The organism is Kitasatospora sp. NPDC049258 (genome assembly GCF_040678895.1).
In the GTDB taxonomy this organism is placed as follows: Bacteria; Actinomycetota; Actinomycetes; order Streptomycetales; family Streptomycetaceae; genus Kitasatospora.
In genome coordinates this window covers 327,626-347,647 of record NZ_JBFAQT010000002.1, presented here as the reverse complement: position 1 = coordinate 347,647, position 20,022 = coordinate 327,626, and the positions used below count along the sequence as shown (strand labels likewise).

Genomic DNA, 20,022 nt, shown 5'->3' with positions numbered 1-20,022 from the left:
CTGGCAGAACGTCGCCCAGGGCGCCCTGCTCGTCGTCGCCGTCGTCATCCAGCAGCGCCGCAACGGCGAACGCGCCGTCGGCCTCCCCGCCTGACGACGGCGCACCACACTTCTCCGCACCCCCGAACTCCACCGGGCACCCTGCCGTTCACAGCCGCTGCAAAGGGGCGCCGGCCAGACAGGGCACGCCCGGCGGAACGGCGACGGCCGCTGAGGGTCGGCCGCATCGCCAACCGTGCCGGTGGCGTCCACCTGATCGGACGCCACCGGCATCGTCTGCGGGAACACCGGGAACACCGGGAACACCGAGTCACCGCCGCACCGCGAGGCTCCGTCAGTCGCCGGTGACGGGTGCGATGACGAGTTCGCCGACCGTGTCGGCCAGCACCTCACGGGCCTGGTCGTCAAGCCCGTCGTCCGTCACGAAGCAGTCGACCTCGGTCAGGGCCGCGAAGGAGCTCAAGGCCACCACACCCCACTTGGTGTGGTCGGCGACCACCGCCACCCGGCGGGCCCCGGCCACCAGGGCACGGTTGGTCCTGGCCTCGGCGAGGTTGGGGGTGGTGAGCCCGGCCTGCTCGGAGACGCCGTGCGTGCCGAGGATCAGAAGGTCCGTGTGGAGGCTGCTGATCGCCTGGTCGGCCAGCGGGCCCACCAGCGCCGCCGAGGGGGTCGGGCTGCCGCCGGTCAGCAGCAAGGTCGGCGCCGCGCTGCCCAGCTCCCGACCGGCGGTGCGCAGCAGGTCGGCGACCGGCAGGGAGTTGGTGACCACGGTCAGATTCGCGACGGTGAGCAGTCGGGAGGCGACCGCGAAGGAGGTCGTGCCGGCGGAGAGCGCGACGACGCTGCCGGGCTTGACCAGGCCGGCGGCCGCGTCCGCGAGGGCCGCCTTGGCCGCGGACTCGCGGGTGGACTTGGCCTCGAAGCCCGGTTCGTCGGCGGTGGCCCCGGTCACGGCGACGGCACCGCCGTGGACCTTCGCGAGGCCGCCGCCGCGGGCCAGCGCGTCGAGATCCCGTCGGATGGTCATGTCGGAGACGCCGAACTCCTCGACCAGGTCGGCGACCCGGACGGCGCCGTCCGTGCGCACGTGCTCCAGGATGAGCGCTCGACGCTGGTGGGCCAGCAAGCCCTGATCTGCCACGACGCTCCCAAGTTCCGTCCTGATCCCGCCTGCGGCCGCATGTGGCATGTCCCCGCGCCGGGCGGCTCTCCTCCCACCAACGTATCGCGCCGCGGTACGAGCCAGGGGCCGGCCACGTACCGTCCGGCGGGCACTCTCCAGCCCCTATCGATCTTCGTTGCTTTTTGCTTGTTTATGTTTGATTATGTGGTCCAGCAGTTCCGCTGTCGGAGCGAGGCACTCGCCGCCCGGGACCCTTGCCGAGAGGAAGCCGTGATCAGGACGACCAGCAAGCTCGCCGACGGGCGCGAGCTGATCTATTTCGACACAGACGTGCAAGCAGACCGGGACACCGTGGACCTCCGGCCGCTGGATGCCTCGGCCAACGGCTCGGAGATCCGCCGCGACCCGGTGACCGGCGCCTGGGTGACCATCGCCGCCCACCGCCAGGCCCGGACCTACCAGCCCCCTGCCGACGAGTGTCCGCTCTGCCCCTCCCGGGACGGTCGGGCCAGCGAGATCCCCGCCGGCGACTACCAGGTGGCCGTCTTCGAGAACCGCTTCCCCTCGCTCGCCGCGGACAGCCGCGACCCCGACTACCCCGCCGGTGATCCGTTGCGCACCGCGCTCGCCGGCACCGGCCGCTGCGAGGTCGTCTGCTTCACCGCCGACCACCACGCCTCCTTCGCCGACCTGGACGAGGACCACGCCCGCCTGGTCCTGGACGCCTGGACCGACCGCACGGCCGAACTCCACACCCTGCCGGGCGTCGAGCAGGTCTACTGCTTCGAGAACCGCGGCGCCGAGATCGGCGTCACGCTCGGCCACCCGCACGGCCAGATCTACGCCTTCCCCTTCACCACGCCCCGCACCGCCCGGATGGTCGAACAGGCCACGAGGCACCGCGAGGCCACCGGCCGCAACCTCTTCGAGGACCTGCTCGCCGCCGAACGCGCCGACCCCCGTCGCACCGTCCTCACCGGCCGCCACTGGACCGCCTTCGTGCCCTTCGCGGCCCGCTGGCCCTACGAGGTGCACCTCTACCCCAACCGCCGGGTGGCCGACCTGACCCACCTCACCGAAGCCGAACGCGCCGAGTTCCCCGGCCTCTACCTGGAACTGCTGCGCCGCTTCGACCGGCTGTTCACCACCGCCGACACCCACGAGAACGCCACCCCGACCCCCTACATCTCCGCCTGGCACCAGGCCCCCGCCACCGGCGGCGCGGAACTCGCCCTCCACCTGGAGCTGTTCACCGTCCGCCGCGCCGCCGGCAAGCTCAAGTACCTGGCCGGGGTCGAGGCCGGCATGGACGCCTTCGTCAACGACGTCGCACCGGAGCACGCCGCCGAACGCCTCCGCGAGGTCGCGTCCTGAACGGGCACCTGGTCACGGGCGGTGCCGCGCCCGGTGGGCGGTAATCAGCTCGCGGTACCAGGCGTACGACGCCTTCGGGGTGCGGCGCTGGGTCCCGAAGTCGACGTGGACCAGGCCGAAGCGCTGTCCGAACCCCTCCGCCCATTCGTAGTTGTCGAGCAGGGACCAGGTGTAGTAGCCGCGGACATCGACGCCGTCGTCCACGGCGGCGGCGAGGGCGTCCAGATGACCGGCCAGGTAGTCGATGCGTGCCTGGTCGGGAATCGCGCCGTCCGGCCGGACCTCGTCGGCGACGGAACAGCCGTTCTCGGTGATGGTGATCGGCGGCAGCGCCGATCCGTAGCGCTCGGCCAGGGTGAGCAGCAGTTCGCGAAGGCCCTCGGGCACCACCGGCCAGCCGAAGGCGGTGCGTGGGACGCCCTCGACCGGGGCTTCACCGAAGGGGAGGCCTGGCTCGGTCGGTGCGGCGATCCGGGTCGGGTTGTAGTAGTTGACGCCGAGGCCGTCGAGGCCGGGGCCGGCGATGATCTCCAGATCGCCCGGCCGCACACTTCCGCCGAGATCTTCCGGCACCCCGAATGCCGACAGGTCGGGGTAGCGCCCGAGCAGGAGCGGGTCGGTGAACAGGCGGTTGTGCAGCGCGTCGTACGCGGCGGCCGCCGCCGCATCACCGTGGTCCGAACTCGCGGCACGTACCGGGGTGAGGTTGTTGGCGATCATCACGTCCAGCCCTCGCTCGCGGAGGACGGCGGCCGCCAGCCCGTGGGCGAGGAGTTGGTGGTGCGCGGCGGGGAGGGCGTCCAGCATGAGGGCGCGGCCGGGGGCGTGGATGCCGAGGGCGTAGCCGTAGACCATGTGCACGAAGGGCTCGTTGAGAGTGATCCAGGCGGGTACCCGGTCGCCGAGGCGGTCGGCGACGACCGCGGCGTACTCGGCGAAGCGGTACGCGGTGTCGCGGTTCAGCCAGCCATCAGCGTCCTCCAGGGCCTGCGGGAGATCCCAGTGGAAGAGGGTCGGCAGCGGGGTGATCCCGGCTTCCAGCAGGCCGTCGACGAGGCGGTCGTAGAAGGCGAGCCCGGCGGGGTTCACCGCACCCGCGCCGGTGGGCTGGATCCGGGGCCAGGCGATGGAGAAGCGATAGCCGTCCAGGCCGAGGCCACGCATCAGCGCGATGTCCTCGGGATACCGGTGGTAGTGGTCGCAGGCCACCTCACCCGTCCGGCCGTCCTTGACCGCGCCGGGCCTGGCGGCGAACACGTCCCAGACGGACGGCCCCCGCCCGTCCTCCGCCACCGCCCCCTCGATCTGGTAGGCCGCGGTGGAGACACCCCAGCGGAAGCCTTCGGGCAGGTCGAGGCGGTTCGGCACGGCTGGCTCCCTGGTCAAGGCGGCGTCGGGTCGGCGGGCGAAGTACATGAGGGGTACTCATGTTATCTCCATTCCGCCGGCGCGTCAGGGGCATGCCCGCACTCGTGATCTGCGCAGGGGGCCATCGCCGTCGACGACCTGGGCAACGTCCCGCTCACGGGCCCGGTGCGGGCGCAGCGGACCGGCCCGCACCTGACGGGCCCAGAAGCAACGGATGGCCGGCCGGTGCCCGAAGGACCCCACTGTGCCGGTCCGGTGGCCGGCGGTGGCGCAGGGGCGAGGTGCCGCGGAAAGCCTGAGGTCCAACGCCGGGCGCCGTCCTCCAGGACGGCGAAGGCTTCGGTCGCGGGGAGCTGCTCGACCCGGTCGAGCGCGCGTGCGAAACCCATGGCGAAGGCCGCGGTGGCCCAGGCGTCCGTGCGGGCCAGCCACCGGCCGACCAGGGTGACGGAGAGCATGCCGCCGGCCGGGCGATCGGTGTGCGGGTCCCAGATGTGGGCTCCGCGTTCTGCGACACCCGAGGTGGCGACCGCGAGGTCATGACCGCTGACGACGGCGGCGAGGCCGCCCGGGCGCACCGGGTCGGCGATACCGATCCGCCACGGGCCGCCGCAGGTCTGGACGTCACCGCCGCCACCCACACTGTGCCGGGTGGACCCGGCCGCGCGCAGGTACCGGGATGCCTCCTCCACGGCCCAGCCCTTCACCCAGCCGCTCGGGTCGAGCCGGCCTCCGGGGTGGTCGGTGAACCAGCCGTCGGTTTCGATGGCAACCTCACGGCAGCGTTCCAGCACCTCGGCGACGTCCGGATCACACCGGGCGAGCGTCAGTTCGCCGCGTCCGAGCCTGCTGATGTCGGACGTGGGCCGGTAGGTGGAGAACACCTCGTCGATCCGGTGCAGCCGCTCGACGATGCGGCGCAGTGCGCGGTCCGTCGCGGCGGTGGGATCGCGGACGGTGAAGGAGAACACCGTGCCCATGACATGTTCGGCGTGCCGCAGGGCGGCCCGCCGGGCCGGAGGGCCGGCGGCCACCACTACAACCCCGCCTGGTCGAGGGCGCTCTGCAGCGAGCGGGTGTAGCCGTCGCTGGTGTACGTCGCGCCGGACACGGCATCGATGTGCGCACTCTGGGCGGCGATCGCCTCCTGGTTGAGCTGTGGCAGGGCGAAGCTGTTGATCTCCTGGTCACGGCGGTCGTGACTGGGGTAACGGATCACGTCGATCTTCGCGATCCTCCTGCCGTCCAGGGTGATTTTGACCTGGACGGCCCCGTAGCGGGTGTTGGCCGCGTCGCCGGTCACCGAGCGCGAGGCCCGGTCGGTGGCCGGGGCGGAGGTCGCCGACGGGGCCGCGGCGGCGCCTGCGGGCGCGGACGCGGCCGTCGGGGGCAGTGGCTCGGAGCCGCCGGAACTGATGACGCCGCCGCCCGTGGCCACGTCGTGCGGTTTGAGCGAGAGCAGCAGGATCACCCCTGCCACGGTGGCGGTACTGGTGATGATGGCTCTGCGCAAGGGAGTTCTCCTCAGCGGTCGGGGCCGGGACGATCGGCGGGTCAGAGTTCGAAGGATTCGAGGTGGATCCGCGAGCGCCGTACCCCGGCGGCCCGCAGAACTCGTACGGCCTCGTCGCCGAAGGCCGGCGGTCCGCAGAGGTAGACCTCGTGCGCCGCGAGGTCCGGGAGAAGCCGGCGGAGCGCGGCACCGAGATCGCCGATCTGGGCGCGGGTGCCGAGCAGCTCGTGCACCCGGGCGCCGCGGGCGGTCGCGACGGCGGCCAGTTCATCCCGGAAGAGCACGTCCTGCGGCCGACGGGCGCGCTGGACGAGGGTCACCCGACCGGGCAGGGTCTCGAACAGGGCGCGAAGCGGGGTGATCCCGACCCCGACGCCGAGCAGCAGCACCTTGTGCTGCCTGCACTGCCCGGCGGTGAACGCCCCGTACGGCCCCTCGGCCCGCACGCGCGTACCGGGCTCGAGCCGGGCGACGGCGGCACTGTGGCCGCCGAGGTCCTTGACGGTGAAGCGGAGGTACCGCGGGTGGGGCGGGGCGGAGAGTGAGTACGGGTTGGCGGCCCAGCGCAGCCCGGGTGCCTGGAATTGGAGCCGGAAGAACTGGCCCGCCTCGGCGCCGAGTTGGTCCAGGCGCTCGCCGGTGACGAACAGCGAGACCACACCCGGGCCCTCCTGCCGGACTTCGGCCACCCGCATCCGGTGGCGGCGGTCGCGCCAGGAGGGCACGGCGAAGCGGTACCAGCCGAGCAGGGCGGCGGTGCCGAGGTACAGCGTGTACCAGACGGCACGCTCGGGACCGCCGCCGAGGTCGGTACCGTCGGCAAGTTGGTGGCCGAAGCCGAGTGCGACCGCCAGGTACGTCGCCAGGTGCAGGTAGTACCAGAGCTCGTAGCTCATCCGGCGGCGTGCCACGCGGGCGCTCACCGCACCGGTCCCGAACATGATCAGAGTTGCCAGCGCCGCCTTGATCATTTCGGGGTAGTGGAACACCAACCGCACCCCTTCGCCGACCAGGCCGCGCCCGTCTGTCAGCGCGTAGCCCCAGGTGACGGTCAGGACGTGCGCGGCGACCAGGCCGACCAGCCAGCGACCGCCGCCCGCGTGCCAGCGCGCCAGGCGGTCCGCGCCGACCTCGCGCTCCAGCAGCGGTATCCGGGCCATCAGGAGCAGCAGCACCGGCGCGGTGTACCCGGCCAGCAGGCCGGTGATCCGCCCCGCACCGGTGAGCCAGTCCGCGGCGCTGCTCACTTCGGCCGTGCCCTGCCACCAGACGGCCAGAACTCCGGCGGCTCCCACCGCGATCAGTGCCTGCGCGAGCCGCACCACCGTTCCGGGTGGAAGGGCTCGCCCGACCCGGCGGTGGCCGGCCGTCCCCGCCGGTCGGACACCGCGCGTTCGTGTCGGTGCATCCATCCCGGCCTCCTCTCCACTCGCACTCGCCGTCGCTGCTCGGCAACCCTGGCACCGCAAGCTCTCAGTTCCCTCTGAACGCGATGCCTCCGATGCCCATCGGTCGGCGCGTTCTCGCAGGTCAGTGACGTTCGGCCGGGGTGAACGGCAGAAGTGGATCTCATAGCCTTCTCATCGGGGGAGCGACAATGGATCCAGCCACCGCCCCAGAGCCCTTTGGACCCGCATGGACACCCCCTCCCCTGCCCAGCCGCCACCCTGGCGGATCCTGGTCGTGGACGACGAACCCGACCTGGTCGAGGTGGTCTGCGGCGCGCTCAGGTACGAGGGCTGGCAGGCGCGCGGTGCGCAGGACGGCCCGAGCGCCGTGGCGATCGCCGCCGATTGGCACCCGCATGCCGTGGTGCTGGACATGATGCTTCCCAGCCTCGACGGCATGCAGGTGCTGGAGCGGATCCATGCCACCGGTCCGGAGGTACGCGTGCTGTTCCTGACCGCCAGGGATGCCGTGGAGGACCGGATCGCCGCGCTGGCGGCCGGCGGGGACGACTACGTGACCAAGCCCTTCAGTCTCGCCGAGGTGGTGGTCCGCCTTCGCGGCCTGCTGCGCCGGGCCGCGCCGGCACGGCCGGAGCGTGTCGAACCCCCGGCGCACGCCTTGGTCCTGGGGGACCTGGTGCTGGACGATCAGGCCCGCGAGGTCACCCGCGCCGGTGACACCGTCGACCTGAGCCCCACCGAGTTCGCACTGCTGCGGCTTCTGATGGGCCACCCGCGCCAGGTCCTGAGCAAGGCGCAGATCCTGGATGCGGTCTGGTCCTACGACTTCGGCGGCCAGGCCCACGTGGTCGAGCTCTACATCAGCTATCTCCGCAAGAAGATCGACGCCGGCCGGCCACCGATGATTCACACCGTTCGCGGGGCCGGCTACCTGATCAAGGCGCCGCAGTGATCGCCCCGGCGGCCCGCCGCGCCACCGCGCGTCTGCCCGTGCCGCGCACCCTGCGGGCCCGTCTGGTCACCGGCCTGCTCGCCCTGCTCCTGCTGACCTGCGGCGGGGTCGCCCTCGCCACCACCGAGGCGCTCCGCCACTTCCTGGTCGACCGCCTCGATCAGCAGCTCTCCGACACCTCCGGCCGCTACGCCGCCAGTCTGGAACACCGGGACACCCGAGGCCCGGGAACCGCGGGGAGTCGAAGCGACACCCGCGCCCAGGCACCCGGTACCTTCGGCGCCCGGCTGCTCGACGGCAGGGTGACCAACGCCGGCGTGGTCGACGGCGACGCCGACGATGCCGGGGTCGCCGCCGGAAACACCCCGGCCGACACCGACGACCAGGTACAGCTGGCCACCACCGACCAACGGGCACTGGCCGCGCTGCCGGTCGGCGGCGCGGCACGAAGCGTCCGCCTGTCCGGGCTCGGAGGCTACCGGGTGCGCGCCTTCGCCGGCCAGGACGGCGATGTCCTGGTCACCGGGCTGCCGCTGCGCCCGCTGGAGGCGACGACCCATCAACTCGTCAGTGTGGAAGTGGTGGTGTTCGCCATCGCGCTGGCAGCCGCCACGGCGGCCGGCGCGTTCTGGATCCGTCTCTCCCTGCGCCCGCTCGACCGCGTCGTGGCAGCGGCCGAACGCGTCGGGAGCCTGCCGCTGGCCAGCGGGGAGGTCGAACTCACCGTCCGGGTGCGGGAGGACGACATCCGGACCGAGGTCGGCAGGGTCGGTGCGGCGCTCAATCGGATGCTCGGGCACGTCGAGGACGCCCTCGCCCAGCGCCAGGCCGTCGAGGAGCGGTTGCGGGCGTTCGCCGCGGACGCCAGCCACGAACTGCGCACCCCGGTGGCCACCGTCCGGGGCCACGCCGAACTGGCCCTGCGGCACCCCGGCCCGACGGCCGAGCCGGTACGCCACTCGCTCACCCGCATCGACGCCGAGTCCCGGCGGATGGGGGCCATCGTCGAGGACCTGCTCCTGCTGGCCCGGCTCGACGCGGGGCGGCCACTCGCCCTCGGCAGCGTCGACCTGACCCGATTGGCTCTGGACGGCACCGACGACGCCCGCGCCGCCGGACCGCGCCACCGCTGGCGGCTCGACCTGTCCGAGGAACCGGTGGTGGTCCCGGGGGACGGTGACCGGCTCCGCCAGGTGGTGGCCAACTTGCTCGCCAACGCCGGCGCCCATACCCCCGACGGCACCGAGGTGACGCTGGCGCTCGAACGCGGTGGCGGCCGGGCGCTGCTCACCGTCACCGACACCGGCCCCGGGATCGACCCCGAGATCGCGCCCCGGATCTTCGAACGCTTCGTACGCGGCGACCGGGCCCGATCCAGGACGCACGGGAGCACCGGGCTGGGACTGGCGATCGTGCAGGCCGTCGTGGCCGCCCACAGCGGCACCGTGACCCTCTCCAGCCGCCCCGGTCATACCGTTTTCACCGTGGCCCTCCCCCTGGAGGCGCCAGCCGGCACGGCGTGAAGCGGCCCCGCCCGAGCACCGCGGCACGCCTGTCGGCCCTCTCCGATCGCCCTGTCGAGGCCCGGACCAGGCTGGGGACCGCAGCGCGATGCGCCGGGCACGGGACGGCGTTGCCGATTGCTCCGGGCGACGGATCGTGCGGCGCGGGCGATCACTGGTCGCCGGCCTCCGGGTGGTGCCGCGGACGGCCGGACCACCGGGGCTCCACGCCCTCCCACTCCTTCTCCCAGGCCGCCGACACCGTCCGGCCGATCACCCGGCACCCGAGCAGGTAGCCCGTGAGCGCCGCGCCGGACAGCGCGGCCAGGGCTCCGGCCCCGGCCAGGACGGCCCTCGTGACGACCTCCGTTCCGGGCAGCGGCGCTGGTACCGCCCGGCCATGGTCGTCGACCCAGACGGCGACCTCGGTCCCCGCGCCGGCGGCCGGAGCGACCTCGACCGGCCCACTGCCGCGCGTGGCCGGCGGGAGCCGCCACACCGCCTGCGCGTGGAAGCCCCCCGTCCCGGTGCGCGCACCGGGCTCGTCCGGCGCCGCCGCTGCGACGGTGGTCGCGATGGTCCGGTGCCGGTGCTGCCCCTCGTACCGTGCCTGTCGCTGGTCGATTCGTAGCACGGAGAGGGACACCAGCATCGCGAGGGCGAAGGAGATGGCCAGGGCGAGCGTCAGGGCGATGGCGATACGGCTGCGTTGGACATCACTGTGGCGGCTCAGGGGATTGGTCTCCCGGCCTGCCGCTCGCCGGATGTGCCGTCGGAGGGTGCTCCTGGCGGCGTCGCCCGTGGTCCTGGACGCTCCGGGTGCCATGGTGCTCTCCTCTCCGAGGAGTTCCGGGGACGACTGGCTTTCGCTTCTCGGCGGCCGGGGCGGGCGTGCGCCCGAGGTGTGCAGGTCGGATCATGACCCGAACCGTCGGCCGATGACGAGCTCCGGGTGGACGGTCAGGGGGCGTCGCCGTATGAGTTCATGCACATGACGCCGATCTCCTTCGGGTGGGTCCGACGGCCGAAGCTCGCCGCCTACCGGCCGGCGTGCCGCGTCCCTGTCGCCCGGCGCGGGGGTCGGTCGGGCTGCGAGGTGCGCCGACCGGCCCTGCTCACGGCCCCCGGCGGGCCGTCCACCGCCGGTCAGGTCCTGAACAGGGCGACCTTGAGGGCGCCGTTGTCGCCCGCGTCGGCGAACACGTCGTAGGCGTCCTGCATCTCGTCCAGGCCGAACCTGTGGGTGACCAGGGCCGAGACGTCCAGCTGCCCGGCGGCCACCATGCGCAGGAGCAGCGGGGTGCTGCTGGTGTCGACCAGGCCGGTGGTGATGGTGATGTTCTTGATCCACAGGGTTTCGAGGTGGAGTGCGGCAGGTCTGCCGTGGACGCCGACGTTGGCGACCCGCCCGCCGGGGCGGACGACTCGGGTACAGAGCTCGAAGGATTCGGGGACGCCGACGGCCTCGACGGCCACGTCGACGCCGAGGCCGTCGAGGCTCAGAGCGCGGATCGCCTCGTCGGTGTCGTCGTCGACTCCGAGTGTGTCGTCCGCGCCGGCTCGTCGAGCGGCTTCGAGCCGGCCGCTGGCGACGTCGACGGCGATGATCCGGGCGGGGCTGTGGAGCTTGGCGGTGGTGATCGCGGCCAGCCCGACCGGCCCGGCACCGACGATCACGACGGTGTCGCCGGGGCTGACGTGACCGTTGCGGACGCCGACCTCGTAGGAGGTGGGCAGGATGTCGGCCAGCAACAGCGCGGTCTCGTCGGTGACCCCGGCGGGCAGCTTGTGCAGGGAGTTGTCGGCGAAGGGGGTCCGGACGTACTCGGCCTGGGTGCCGTCGACGAGGTGACCGAGGATCCAGCCACCGCCGCCGGTGCACTGGCCGTACGTGCCGGTCCGGCAGTACGCGCAGCGCCCGCAGGCGGAGATGCAGGAGACCAGGACGCGATCGCCCGGAGCGAACGTCCTGACGCCCGGTCCGGTCCCGGTGACGGTGCCGACAGCCTCGTGGCCGAGGATGCGCCCCTCGGCCACCTCGGGGACGTCACCCCTGAGGATGTGCAGATCGGTGCCGCAGATGGTCACCGCGTCCACTCGTACCACGGCGTCCGCCGGATCGAGGACGACCGGATCGGGTACCTCGCCCCAGGTGCGGCGACCGGGGCCGTGGTAGGTCAGCGCCTTCATGCCCGATCACTCTCCGCGTTGTCGAAGGTGGCTCTCACCTTCGATGATGCGCGGCTTTGGGCACCACGCCGTAGGGCCGGTCGGTCCCGGGCGTCAGGGCCACCCGGGCCGGGCCCGCCCCGGGTGGCCGCTCACGCGCCGTCCGCAGGTCCGAAGCGCACGTTCTGCGGCCGGGGACCGGGCGGGGGTACGACGGCGACCGGACAGTGGGCGTGGTGGACGACGGCCTGGCTGACCGAACCGAGGCGGCCGAACGGACCCTCCGGCGTACCGTGGCGGCCCACGACGACCAGTTGGTGCGTCCTCGACAGGGCCACCAGGTGTCTGGCGGGCCCGGCCCGTACGGCGTCCTCCTCGACCGGTACATCGGGATACCTCTCCTGCCAACCGGCCATGACCTCGGCGAGAAGCCGCTGCTCCTCGGCCACCACGTGGCCGGACTCGTACACGGGCGGGAGCGTGTGGCCCGGGCCGAGGATCAGCGGGTAGCTCCAGGCGTGGATCGCGCGAAGCGGCAGGCCGTGCCTGCGGGCGCTGTCGAATGCGAACTCGAGGAGGTCATCGGACGGCTCGCGCCCCTCCACCCCGACCGCGATGCCGTCCGTCGCGTCGGTAGCGGGTGTCCGGACGACGACGACGGGGCAGGCGGCGTGCGCGGCGACGTGCAGGCTGGTGGACCCGACGAGCAGCCCCTGGAACCCGCCGGACCCCCGTGAGCCCAGCACGAGCAGCCCGGCCTCGGCGCTGAGGGCGACCAGCGCCTCGCGCGGGCTGGTGTCCACGACCCCGCTGCTGACCTCGATGTCCGGGTGCCGGGCCGCGGCACGCTCGGCGACCACCCGCAGTGCGTCCTCGCCCGCGCGCCTGGCCGCCCGGGCGTCCAGCGACTCCGGTGCCTGATCAGGCTCCCACAGCCACGCGTGGACGAGGTGCAGGCGCATCCCCCGGGACCGGGCTTCGTCCGCGGCCCAGTCGACGGCCGCGCCCGCGCTCTCGGGATCGTCGACCCCGACGATCACTGGACGTGCCATGACATGCTCCTTCGCTCCGTGCAGGCAAGGCGCCAGGGCAAGCCGGAACGCTCCTCGGGACCAGCAGCGCTGCCCTACTGTCGATCCTCGGACGGCGATCCCGCACCGGCAACCGGCACTGTCAGCTGTCGGCCGGACCGGAGGCGGTGGTCGGCCCCCGTGCCGCGCGGCGCCGGGCCGGGCCCTGGGTCCTTCAGGCCCGCTCGGGGGCCGTCCGGCCCTGCTGGAGGGGGCTCCGGGCCCATGCACGAGCCCGGGGAAGGAGCCGGCGATGTCCTCGTCCGATGACGGGCCTGCCCGCACGATGACCATTCGGACAACACCTCGCCCGGGGCCGTGCTCCCCGCACGGTCCGACAGATCCACCGCGCAGTTCTTCCTCCCTGCTCGGCCCGATGCTCGCCGCCTTCGTGGTGACCGCGTACCGGGACGGCCACCCGGGGGCGGGCGCCGGTTGCGGCGGCGCAGCTCGGCAGTCCGATGGCACTCGCGGCCTTTCAGATCCACCCGGACGCGTTCGCCGCCCGCTCCCCCGAACTGCGTCCCGACCTGCTGGACGACGGCGCCGCAGCGCGTGCTCGTCCGCCGAGCCACCGAGCCACCGAGCCACCGAGCCGCCGAACCGGTGCCGTCCGGGCACATGGGGCGGTGCTCAGGCAGTGCCGGCCGGGACGTCGTCGATGTCCCATCGGAGGTGGTCGGTGAGCCCGACGAGGCCGTCGACGGCCGCGACCCGGAGGCACAGGGCGGCCGCGTCGGCACGCAACCGGGTCCGTCCGGCCAGGACGACACGACCGCGTTCGCAGCGCACCCGCAGCGAGCTCGGTGCCACGCCGGAGCCGGGTGTGAGAGCCAGGGCCAGTACCTCGGTGCGAATCGCCTCGTCGTCCGTCCGCAGCGAGTCCAGCAGGTCGTGCGGAGAGAGGATCCCGGCCAGCCGGCCGTCGCTGTCCACGACCGGGAGGTGGTGCACGGACGCACGACGGGCGATGCGGACAGCCTCGCCGACCGTCCGGTCCTGCGCCACGGTGACGGCGGGGGTGGTCATCAGGTCGCCTGCGGTGACCTCGGCCGGGCCGCCGCGGGCGCTCTCCTCGCCGGTGTAGGCCGCGAGCAGGTCCGAGGCCGCGACCACGCCGATCGGGGCGCCGTCCGGTGAGACCACCGGCAGCACGCCGCGCCGGGAGGCGGTGATCACGGTGACCATGGTGGCGAAATCGGAGGTCGGGACGACGGCGATGGCGGGCCGGGTCATCCAGTCGCGGACCGGGGCCCCGCCGACGGCCCGCGCGGTGCCGGGGTCGGCGAAGGACCCGCTCGGCATGCCGTCGAGCATGCTGTGGTTCATCGTTCCTCCGGGGCGCCGATGCTCGGCGGCCGGCGCAGCCGGCGCAGGTACGGGTCGTAGTCGGGCAGGGGTTCCAGGCGGATCCGGGCGTCGACGCAGACGAGTCCGTCGGGCCGGGCGATCAGGGGGTTGAGGTCGGCCTCGGCGACGTGCGGGAGGTCGGTGGCCAGCCGGGACAGTGCGGCGAGCACCCGCTGCACGGCCGCCAGGTCGACCGGTGGCAGGCCCGGACGGCCCAGGAGCAGCGGGGCGCCGCGCAGTTCGGTGACCATCGTGGTGAGGTCGCGTTCGGTGAGCGGGGCGAGCCGGGTGGAGCGGTCGTCGAGGAGGTCGGTGGCGGTGCCGCCGAGGCCGAGGACGACCAACGGGCCGAAGACGTGGTCCTTCACGATGCCGGCGAGCAGTTCGAGGCCGGGCTCGGCCATCGGCTGGACGACGGCGCCGGCCATCCGGTCGCCGAAGCGCCGGGTGAACTCGCGGTAGACCGTGCGGACTTCGCTGTCCAGGTCGAGGCCGGTACGGACTGCTCCGGCCGCGCTCTTGTGGACCTGATCCGGCCAGTAGGCCTTCAGCGCGACCTTCCCGTCGTAGCCGACCGGGCGCAGGGACTGCGCGGCGATGACGGCGGCGTGTTCGTCCCGGGCCCAGCGGGACATGGTGAGCGGGAGCCCGTAGCGCTCCAGGAGTTGGGCGGTTGCCGCGGGGTCGAGCCAGCCGCCGATCGGGTGCGCTGCGAGGAATTCGTCGGCGAGCCGCCGGGCCGCCTCGGGGTCGGTACCGGTGGCCTGGGCGTCGGGGCCGGTCGGTTCGGCCAGCCATCGCGCCCGGTCCCGCGCGTGGGCGAAGGCCCGGGCGGCGGCGGCCGAGTCGGCGTAGACGGGGAGCCGGCCGCCGTCCGCGCACGTGAGACACCGGACCGGTACCTCCTGGCTGATCATGACGGCGGCCATGGGGATGTTCCGTCGGGCCGGTGCGTCCAGCAGCGCGCGGACCGGGTCCTGCTGGCCGTTCACGGACAGGGCGGTCGGCACCAGGCAGACCAGCAGGGCGTCCACGGCTCCGCTGCGTACCACTGCGTCGATGCACCGGCGCAGTTCTGCGGGCTCGGCACCTGCGCTGGTGTCCACGGGGTTGGTGACGCTCGCGCCGGCGGGTAGCAGGGCGAGCAGCTCGGCCGCCAGGTCGGCGGGCAGCGTCGGCAGGTTCAGCCCTGCCTCGCTGCAGGCGTCGGCGGCCAGGATGCCGATGCCGCCGGCGTTGGAGACCACGGCGACGGTGCCGCGGGTGCCGGGCAGTGGCTGACTGTGCAGGAGGGCCGCGGTCTCGACCAGTTCGGCGATGCTGCGGGCAGCGGTGATGCCGGCCTGGCGGAACAGTGCCTCCCGGGTGACGGTCGGGGTCGCGGCGGCGGCCGTGTGCGAGGCGGCGCCGCGGCGCCCGGCCGCGGAGCGCCCGGCGTCCACGGTGAGCACGGGGAGTTTCCGGGTGACCCGGCGGGCGGTGCGGGCGAAGGCGCGGGGGCTGCCGAAGGATTCGAGGTGGAGCAGGGCCAGGTCGGTCGAACCGTCGCTCTCCCACCACTGGAGCAGGTCGTTGCCGCTGACGTCGTACTTGTCCCCGAGCGAGACGAAGCTGGAGACGCCGATGCCGAGCCAGGCGAGCCGCTCCATCAGGGCGATGCCGACCCCTCCTGACTGCGCGGCCACCCCTGCGGTTCCGGGCAGCGGGAAGGCACCGCCGAACTCGGCGTCCAGGCGGACCTGCGGGTCGGTCTGCGCGACGCCGAGGCTGTTCGGGCCGACCAGGCGCATGCTGTGGCGCCGGCAGGCGTGGATGAGCTGCCGGGCGGTGGCGGCGTCCAGGCCGGAGGTGAGGACCACCAGGGCCCGGACCCCGGCCAGGCCGCACTCCTGCGCCACGCCGGCCACCGCGGGGGGCGGAACGGCCAGCACCGCGAGGTCGGGCACCTCAGGGAGGGCAGCGACCGACGGATGGGCCGGCTGGCCCGCGACCGTCTCGGCCTGTGGGTTGACCGCCCACACCGGACCGGTGAACCCACCCCCGCGGATCTTGAGCAGGACCGCCTGCCCGACCGACCCAGGTCGTCTGGAGGCACCGACCACCGCGACCGAGCGAGGCCTCAGCAAAGCAGCGAGACTGGCCACACCGGCGGCGCGGCCGCGCTGGTCGACCGCCTCGCGGTAGTGCTCGTCGGTCTCGTCGAGCGGCACCCGGACCCGGATCTCGCCCTGCTCGAGGTGGCGGTGGACGGGTAGCCCGAGGTCGGAGAAGAGCTTGTGGACGGCCCTGTTACCGGCGAGGGTGTCGGCCTCGATCGCATGAATGCCGCGCTCGCGGGCCGCGTGGACCAGGTGCTCGATCAGCAGGGTCCCCACGCCGCGGTGCTGCCAGGCGTCCGCCACGGACAGGGCCAGTTCCGCGGTGTCCGGGTGACCCGCCTCGGCCTCGTAGTCGGCCTCTCCGACCAGCTCGTCACCGGCCCAGGCGCCCAACGCGAGGAACCCGGGCCGCGGCGGCCCGCACAGCCGGTCGGCAGCGAGCCGCGGTGCCAGGCGGCTGACGCCGAAGAAGCGCATCCGGCGGCTCGCCTCGGACATCCGCACGGCATGCAGGTCGAGCGCGGCGGCCCGGTCCTCAGGTCCGAGCGGCCGGATGATCGCGGTGGTCCCGTCGGCCAGCAGGGCCTCTGCGGTGGGCGGCAGGTGCTGGGCGGTGGACATCGGCGACTCCCTCGGTCCGGCCCGACCACGGCGGAGCACGCTGTGGCGGGTCTGACTCCAGCGTCTGCCCGCATCGCCGTGGCACGCCAGGGCCGGTCGGCCCGCAAGAGCGGCCGGGAAGGCGCGGGCCCGCACGGTTGGGGCCCGTTGCCTGGTCTTCGGGCCCGAACGGCCCTGGTGCCGGGACCCTGGCCCGGCGAACGATGAGACTGAGCAAGCCACGGCCGACGGCTGCCGGCCGGGTGACGGTGCCCGTGACAGGAGAGGGACGATGTTCATGAGTGCAACGGCTCGCGGTCGCACCGCGGACCCCGGCGATGTCGGCCGCCGTGTCGCACACCGCCGTGAGCAGCTGGGCCTCACCCGTGAGCACGTGGCAGCCAGGTCCGGCATGGCCGTCAACTACCTCGAGTACCTGGAGTCGCGGCCGGCCGCCGTCGATCTGGAGACGATCACCGAGCTCGCGGGCGCGCTCGACACCTCGGTCTGGTACCTGCTCGGCGGCAGCCTCGACCTGCCGCCCGGCCAGGCGGGACCGCCGCTGCGCCCGGTGGTGGAGGAGCTGCAGCCCTGGGAGTGCTGGGCGAAGATGGCACCGGGCGGTGTCGGCCGGGTCGCCGTATCGACAGCCGAAGGTCCACAGGTCGTACCGGTCAACTACCGCGTTCTGGACGGTACCGTGCTCTATCGCACCACCGAGCGGAGCACCGCCGCCACCGCGGTGGGCGCGCGCGTCGCCTTCGAGGTCGACCAGCTCGACGAGGCTCTCAGCACCGGTTGGAGCGTCCTCGTCACCGGCCCGGCGCATCAGGTCACCGAGGCGGATGCCATGGAGTGGTTCGGGAGACACGCCGACCCCCGGCCCTGGGCAGGCGGTCGGCGCGACACCTGGGTGCGGATCCGCCCGGGCAAGATCACCGGACGCATCATCCGCACCTCCGAGGCGACGCCCTCCGACGACGCACCGTGAGGCACGGACGCACACGCCCCCAGGGCTCCATTCCTTCCGACCCCTGGCATCTGGGCTACGAGGGCTTCGACCCGGCGGCGGAGGGCATCCGGGAGGTGCTCTGCGCGGTCGGCAACGGCTACCTGGTCAGCCGGGCGGCCGCCCCCGAGTCCCGTGCGGACGGCGTCCACTACCCCGGCACCTACCTGGCAGGCTGCTACGACCGTGCGATCTCCGTCGTCGCCGGCCGCACCGTCGACAACGAAGACCTGATCAACTGCCCGAACTGGCTCCCCCTCACCTTCCGCCCGCTGGACGGCACCTGGTTCACCGGTCCCGCCGCGACCGAGCAGCTGGAACTGGACCTGCGCCGCGGCGTACTGACCCGGCGCGCCCTGGTCGTGGACGAGCAGGGCCGCCGGACCCGGCTGACCCAGCGCCGGATCGCCAGCCAGGCCCAGCCGCACCTGCTCGCGCTGGAGACCGAACTGGTCCCCGAGAACTGGTCCGGCCGGCTGGAGGTCCGCTCGGCGCTCGACGGGGACGTGTCCAACACGGGCGTCGCACGCTACCGCGGCCTGACCAGCCGTCACCTCGTGCCCGACGGACAGGGCGCGGACCCCGACGGCACCCTGTGGCTCCAGGTGGCCGCCACCGGGTCGCCGCTGCGCATCGCACTCGCCGCCCGCACCCGCGCGCACCAGGCCGGAACCCCCCTTCCGGCGGCCCGTACCGACGAGGTCAGGGAGGGTCTGGCCGCCCAGGTCCTGGTCCTGGAGGCGCAGCAGGGATCACCCGTCACCGTCGAGAAGACGGTGGCGGTTCACACCTCCCGCGACCCGGCCATCGGCGCGCCCCTTCGCGCCGCCCGCACGCTGGTGACGCAGGCCCCGGACTTCGACCGTCTCGTCCGTGACCATGCCCTGCGGTGGACGGAGCTGTGGCGCCGGTGCCGGATCGACGCGGACTTCGACGGTATCGGCGCCGTGCGACTGCACCTGTTCCACCTGCTGCAGACCTACTCCGAGCACTCGGTCGACCTCGACGTCGGCATCCCGGCGCGGGGCCTGCACGGCGAGGCCTACCGCGGTCACGTCTTCTGGGACGAGCTGTTCGTCCTCCAGCTGCTCAACGTGCGCTTTCCCGAGCTGGCCCGGGCCGTGCTGCGCTACCGCCACCGCCGGCTCGACACCGCCCGGCAGGCCGCCCGGGCAGCCGGCCTGCGCGGCGCGATGTACCCCTGGCAGAGCGCCTCGGACGGCCGTGAGGAGTCCCAGCAGCTGCACCTGAACCCGCTGTCCGGGCGCTGGCTGCCCGACCGGACCCACCTCCAGCATCACGTCGGCTCCGCCGTCGCGTACAACGTCTGGCAGCACTACCAGGCCACCGGTGACACGGACTTCCTCGCCACGACCGGCGCCGAGATGCTCCTGGAGATCGCCCGCTTCTGGTCCTCGGCCGCGACCTGGGACCCCGCGCGTGAACGGTATTCGATCCGGGGCGTCCTCGGGCCTGACGAGTACCACGACGCCTACCCCTGGTCGGACCGGCCCGGGCTGGACGACAACACCTACACCAACGTGCTGGCCTCCTGGGTGATCGCCCGCGCCCTCGACACGGTCGACGTCCTGCCGGGCTACCGGCGCGACGAGCTGCTGGAGCGGCTCGGGCTCGACCAGGGTGAGCTCGACCGCTGGCAGGAGTTGAGCCGCCGCCTGCATGTGCCGTTCCACGACGGCGTGCTCAGTCAGTTCGACGGGTACGAACGTCTGGCCGAACTCGACTGGGCGGCCTACCGTCGGCGCTACCCCGACCTGCGCCGGCTCGACCGGATCCTGGAGGCCGAGGGCGACACGGTCAACCGCTACAAGGCGTCCAAGCAGGCGGACGTGCTCATGCTGTTCTACCTGTTCTCCGCCCGCGAGGTCCGCGACCTCCTGCGCCGGCTCGGCTGTCCGGCCGGCCACGAGCTGCTGCGCCGCACGACCGACCACTACCTGCGGCGCACCGTCCACGGCTCGACACTCAGCGCCGTGGTGCACGCCTGGGTCCTGACCCGCACCGACCGCCGCGCCTCCTGGCGCTACTTCCGCGACGCCCTCGACGGCGACCTGCGCGACGTCCAGGGCGGCACCACTGCGGAGGGCATCCACCTCGGCGCCATGGCCGGCACCGTCGATCTCCTCCAACGCTGCTACACCGGCCTGGAGATCCGCGAGGACACCCTGTGGCTCGACCCCCGCCTGCCGTCGGCGATCGGCCGGATGGAACTCGATCTCCGGTACCGCGGCCACTGGGGCATCGCCCTCTCCGTCGACCGCAGCACCGTCACGGTCAGCCTCCGCGAGAGCCGGCAGGACCCCATCCGGGTCGGCTTCCGCGGCTCGGCCACGACCATCCGGCCGGGCGAGGCCCACCGCTTCACGGTCTGAGTCCGGGCCGTCCCCGGCCCGTGGTGGTCGAGGCAGGTGACGCATCAGGGGGCCCGACGGGCCGGGAGCCCGAAGGACGCCGCGACAC

General features: G+C 73.3%; 15 protein-coding genes. 5 read left to right on the top strand and 10 right to left on the bottom strand.

The window, feature by feature from the left end; translation table 11 throughout:
• Window positions 1-334 precede the first annotated feature (334 nt).
• The gene (locus AB0K43_RS03330; protein WP_363635247.1) at window positions 335-1,192 is read right to left on the bottom strand and encodes a DeoR/GlpR family DNA-binding transcription regulator; all 858 of its coding nucleotides are present in this window, start codon (window positions 1,190-1,192) and stop codon (window positions 335-337) included.
• Window positions 1,193-1,396: 204 nt separating this feature from the next.
• Here AB0K43_RS03330 and galT point away from each other — a divergent pair, with 204 nt between their 5' ends.
• Window positions 1,397-2,500, top strand: a complete 1,104-nt coding sequence (galT, locus tag AB0K43_RS03325) for a galactose-1-phosphate uridylyltransferase (RefSeq protein ID WP_363635245.1) — start codon at window positions 1,397-1,399, stop codon at window positions 2,498-2,500.
• Window positions 2,501-2,512: 12 nt separating this feature from the next.
• On the opposite strand, the gene AB0K43_RS03320 is transcribed toward galT, so the two are convergent.
• The 4 genes from AB0K43_RS03320 to AB0K43_RS03305 form a co-directional block, all read right to left on the bottom strand.
• The gene (locus tag AB0K43_RS03320; RefSeq protein ID WP_363635243.1) at window positions 2,513-3,868 is read right to left on the bottom strand and encodes a GH1 family beta-glucosidase; all 1,356 of its coding nucleotides are present in this window, start codon (window positions 3,866-3,868) and stop codon (window positions 2,513-2,515) included.
• A 62-nt stretch (window positions 3,869-3,930) separates the two neighbouring features.
• Window positions 3,931-4,902 (bottom strand): FAD:protein FMN transferase, encoded by a 972-nt coding sequence (locus AB0K43_RS03315; protein WP_363635241.1) that lies wholly within the window; start codon window positions 4,900-4,902, stop codon window positions 3,931-3,933.
• A gap of 2 nt (window positions 4,903-4,904) precedes the next feature.
• Complete coding sequence (locus tag AB0K43_RS03310; RefSeq protein ID WP_363635239.1) at window positions 4,905-5,381, bottom strand: FMN-binding protein; 477 nt, start codon at window positions 5,379-5,381, stop codon at window positions 4,905-4,907.
• A gap of 41 nt (window positions 5,382-5,422) precedes the next feature.
• Window positions 5,423-6,703 carry a ferredoxin reductase family protein gene (locus tag AB0K43_RS03305; protein WP_363635237.1) on the bottom strand — a complete coding sequence of 427 codons (1,281 nt, stop codon included), beginning with the start codon at window positions 6,701-6,703 and terminating at the stop codon, window positions 5,423-5,425.
• Window positions 6,704-7,016: 313 nt separating this feature from the next.
• Between AB0K43_RS03305 and AB0K43_RS03300 the strand changes: the two genes are divergently transcribed.
• Both AB0K43_RS03300 and AB0K43_RS03295 read left to right on the top strand, forming a co-directional pair.
• Window positions 7,017-7,742, top strand: coding sequence for a response regulator transcription factor (locus AB0K43_RS03300; protein WP_363635235.1), 726 nt, complete (start codon window positions 7,017-7,019; stop codon window positions 7,740-7,742).
• Entirely contained in the window at window positions 7,739-9,265 is a 1,527-nt protein-coding gene (locus tag AB0K43_RS03295) for a HAMP domain-containing sensor histidine kinase (protein WP_363635233.1), read from the top strand. The genes AB0K43_RS03300 and AB0K43_RS03295 overlap by 4 nt, the downstream gene beginning before the upstream one ends.
• Before the next feature lie 151 nt (window positions 9,266-9,416).
• On the opposite strand, the gene AB0K43_RS03290 is transcribed toward AB0K43_RS03295, so the two are convergent.
• From AB0K43_RS03290 to AB0K43_RS03270, 5 genes are all read right to left on the bottom strand, one after another.
• Entirely contained in the window at window positions 9,417-10,070 is a 654-nt protein-coding gene (locus AB0K43_RS03290) for a hypothetical protein (RefSeq protein ID WP_363635231.1), read from the bottom strand.
• Between the two features lie 320 nt (window positions 10,071-10,390).
• The gene (locus AB0K43_RS03285) at window positions 10,391-11,434 is read right to left on the bottom strand and encodes a zinc-dependent alcohol dehydrogenase family protein (RefSeq protein WP_363635229.1); all 1,044 of its coding nucleotides are present in this window, start codon (window positions 11,432-11,434) and stop codon (window positions 10,391-10,393) included.
• Window positions 11,435-11,565: 131 nt separating this feature from the next.
• Entirely contained in the window at window positions 11,566-12,465 is a 900-nt protein-coding gene (locus AB0K43_RS03280) for a universal stress protein (RefSeq protein WP_363635227.1), read from the bottom strand.
• 651 nt (window positions 12,466-13,116) lie between these two features.
• Complete coding sequence (locus AB0K43_RS03275; RefSeq protein WP_363635225.1) at window positions 13,117-13,812, bottom strand: CBS domain-containing protein; 696 nt, start codon at window positions 13,810-13,812, stop codon at window positions 13,117-13,119.
• Window positions 13,809-16,553 carry a GNAT family N-acetyltransferase gene (locus AB0K43_RS03270; RefSeq protein ID WP_363635223.1) on the bottom strand — a complete coding sequence of 915 codons (2,745 nt, stop codon included), beginning with the start codon at window positions 16,551-16,553 and terminating at the stop codon, window positions 13,809-13,811. Before AB0K43_RS03270 ends, AB0K43_RS03275 begins: the two co-directional genes overlap by 4 nt.
• A 271-nt stretch (window positions 16,554-16,824) precedes the next feature.
• On the opposite strand from AB0K43_RS03270, the gene AB0K43_RS03265 reads away from it, so the two are divergent.
• Both AB0K43_RS03265 and AB0K43_RS03260 read left to right on the top strand, forming a co-directional pair.
• A complete protein-coding gene (locus AB0K43_RS03265) occupies window positions 16,825-17,523 on the top strand; it encodes a pyridoxamine 5'-phosphate oxidase family protein (protein ID WP_363635221.1) in 699 nt (232 codons plus the stop codon).
• The gene (locus AB0K43_RS03260; RefSeq protein ID WP_363635219.1) at window positions 17,520-19,934 is read left to right on the top strand and encodes a glycosyl hydrolase family 65 protein; all 2,415 of its coding nucleotides are present in this window, start codon (window positions 17,520-17,522) and stop codon (window positions 19,932-19,934) included. The genes AB0K43_RS03265 and AB0K43_RS03260 overlap by 4 nt, the downstream gene beginning before the upstream one ends.
• Window positions 19,935-20,022 lie beyond the last annotated feature (88 nt).

Excerpts from the sequence above, each read along its gene's own strand:
- AB0K43_RS03330 (WP_363635247.1), bottom strand. The coding sequence starts at position 1,192 with ATGCCACATGCGGCCGCAGGCGGGATCAGGACGGAACTTGGGAGCGTC.
- AB0K43_RS03300 (WP_363635235.1), top strand. The coding sequence starts at position 7,017 with ATGGACACCCCCTCCCCTGCCCAGCCGCCACCCTGGCGGATCCTGGTC.
- AB0K43_RS03290 (WP_363635231.1), bottom strand. The coding sequence starts at position 10,070 with ATGGCACCCGGAGCGTCCAGGACCACGGGCGACGCCGCCAGGAGCACC.
- AB0K43_RS03285 (WP_363635229.1), bottom strand. The coding sequence starts at position 11,434 with ATGAAGGCGCTGACCTACCACGGCCCCGGTCGCCGCACCTGGGGCGAG.
- AB0K43_RS03280 (WP_363635227.1), bottom strand. The coding sequence starts at position 12,465 with ATGGCACGTCCAGTGATCGTCGGGGTCGACGATCCCGAGAGCGCGGGC.
- AB0K43_RS03275 (WP_363635225.1), bottom strand. The coding sequence starts at position 13,812 with ATGAACCACAGCATGCTCGACGGCATGCCGAGCGGGTCCTTCGCCGAC.
- AB0K43_RS03270 (WP_363635223.1), bottom strand. The coding sequence starts at position 16,553 with ATGTCCACCGCCCAGCACCTGCCGCCCACCGCAGAGGCCCTGCTGGCC.
- AB0K43_RS03265 (WP_363635221.1), top strand. The coding sequence starts at position 16,825 with ATGTTCATGAGTGCAACGGCTCGCGGTCGCACCGCGGACCCCGGCGAT.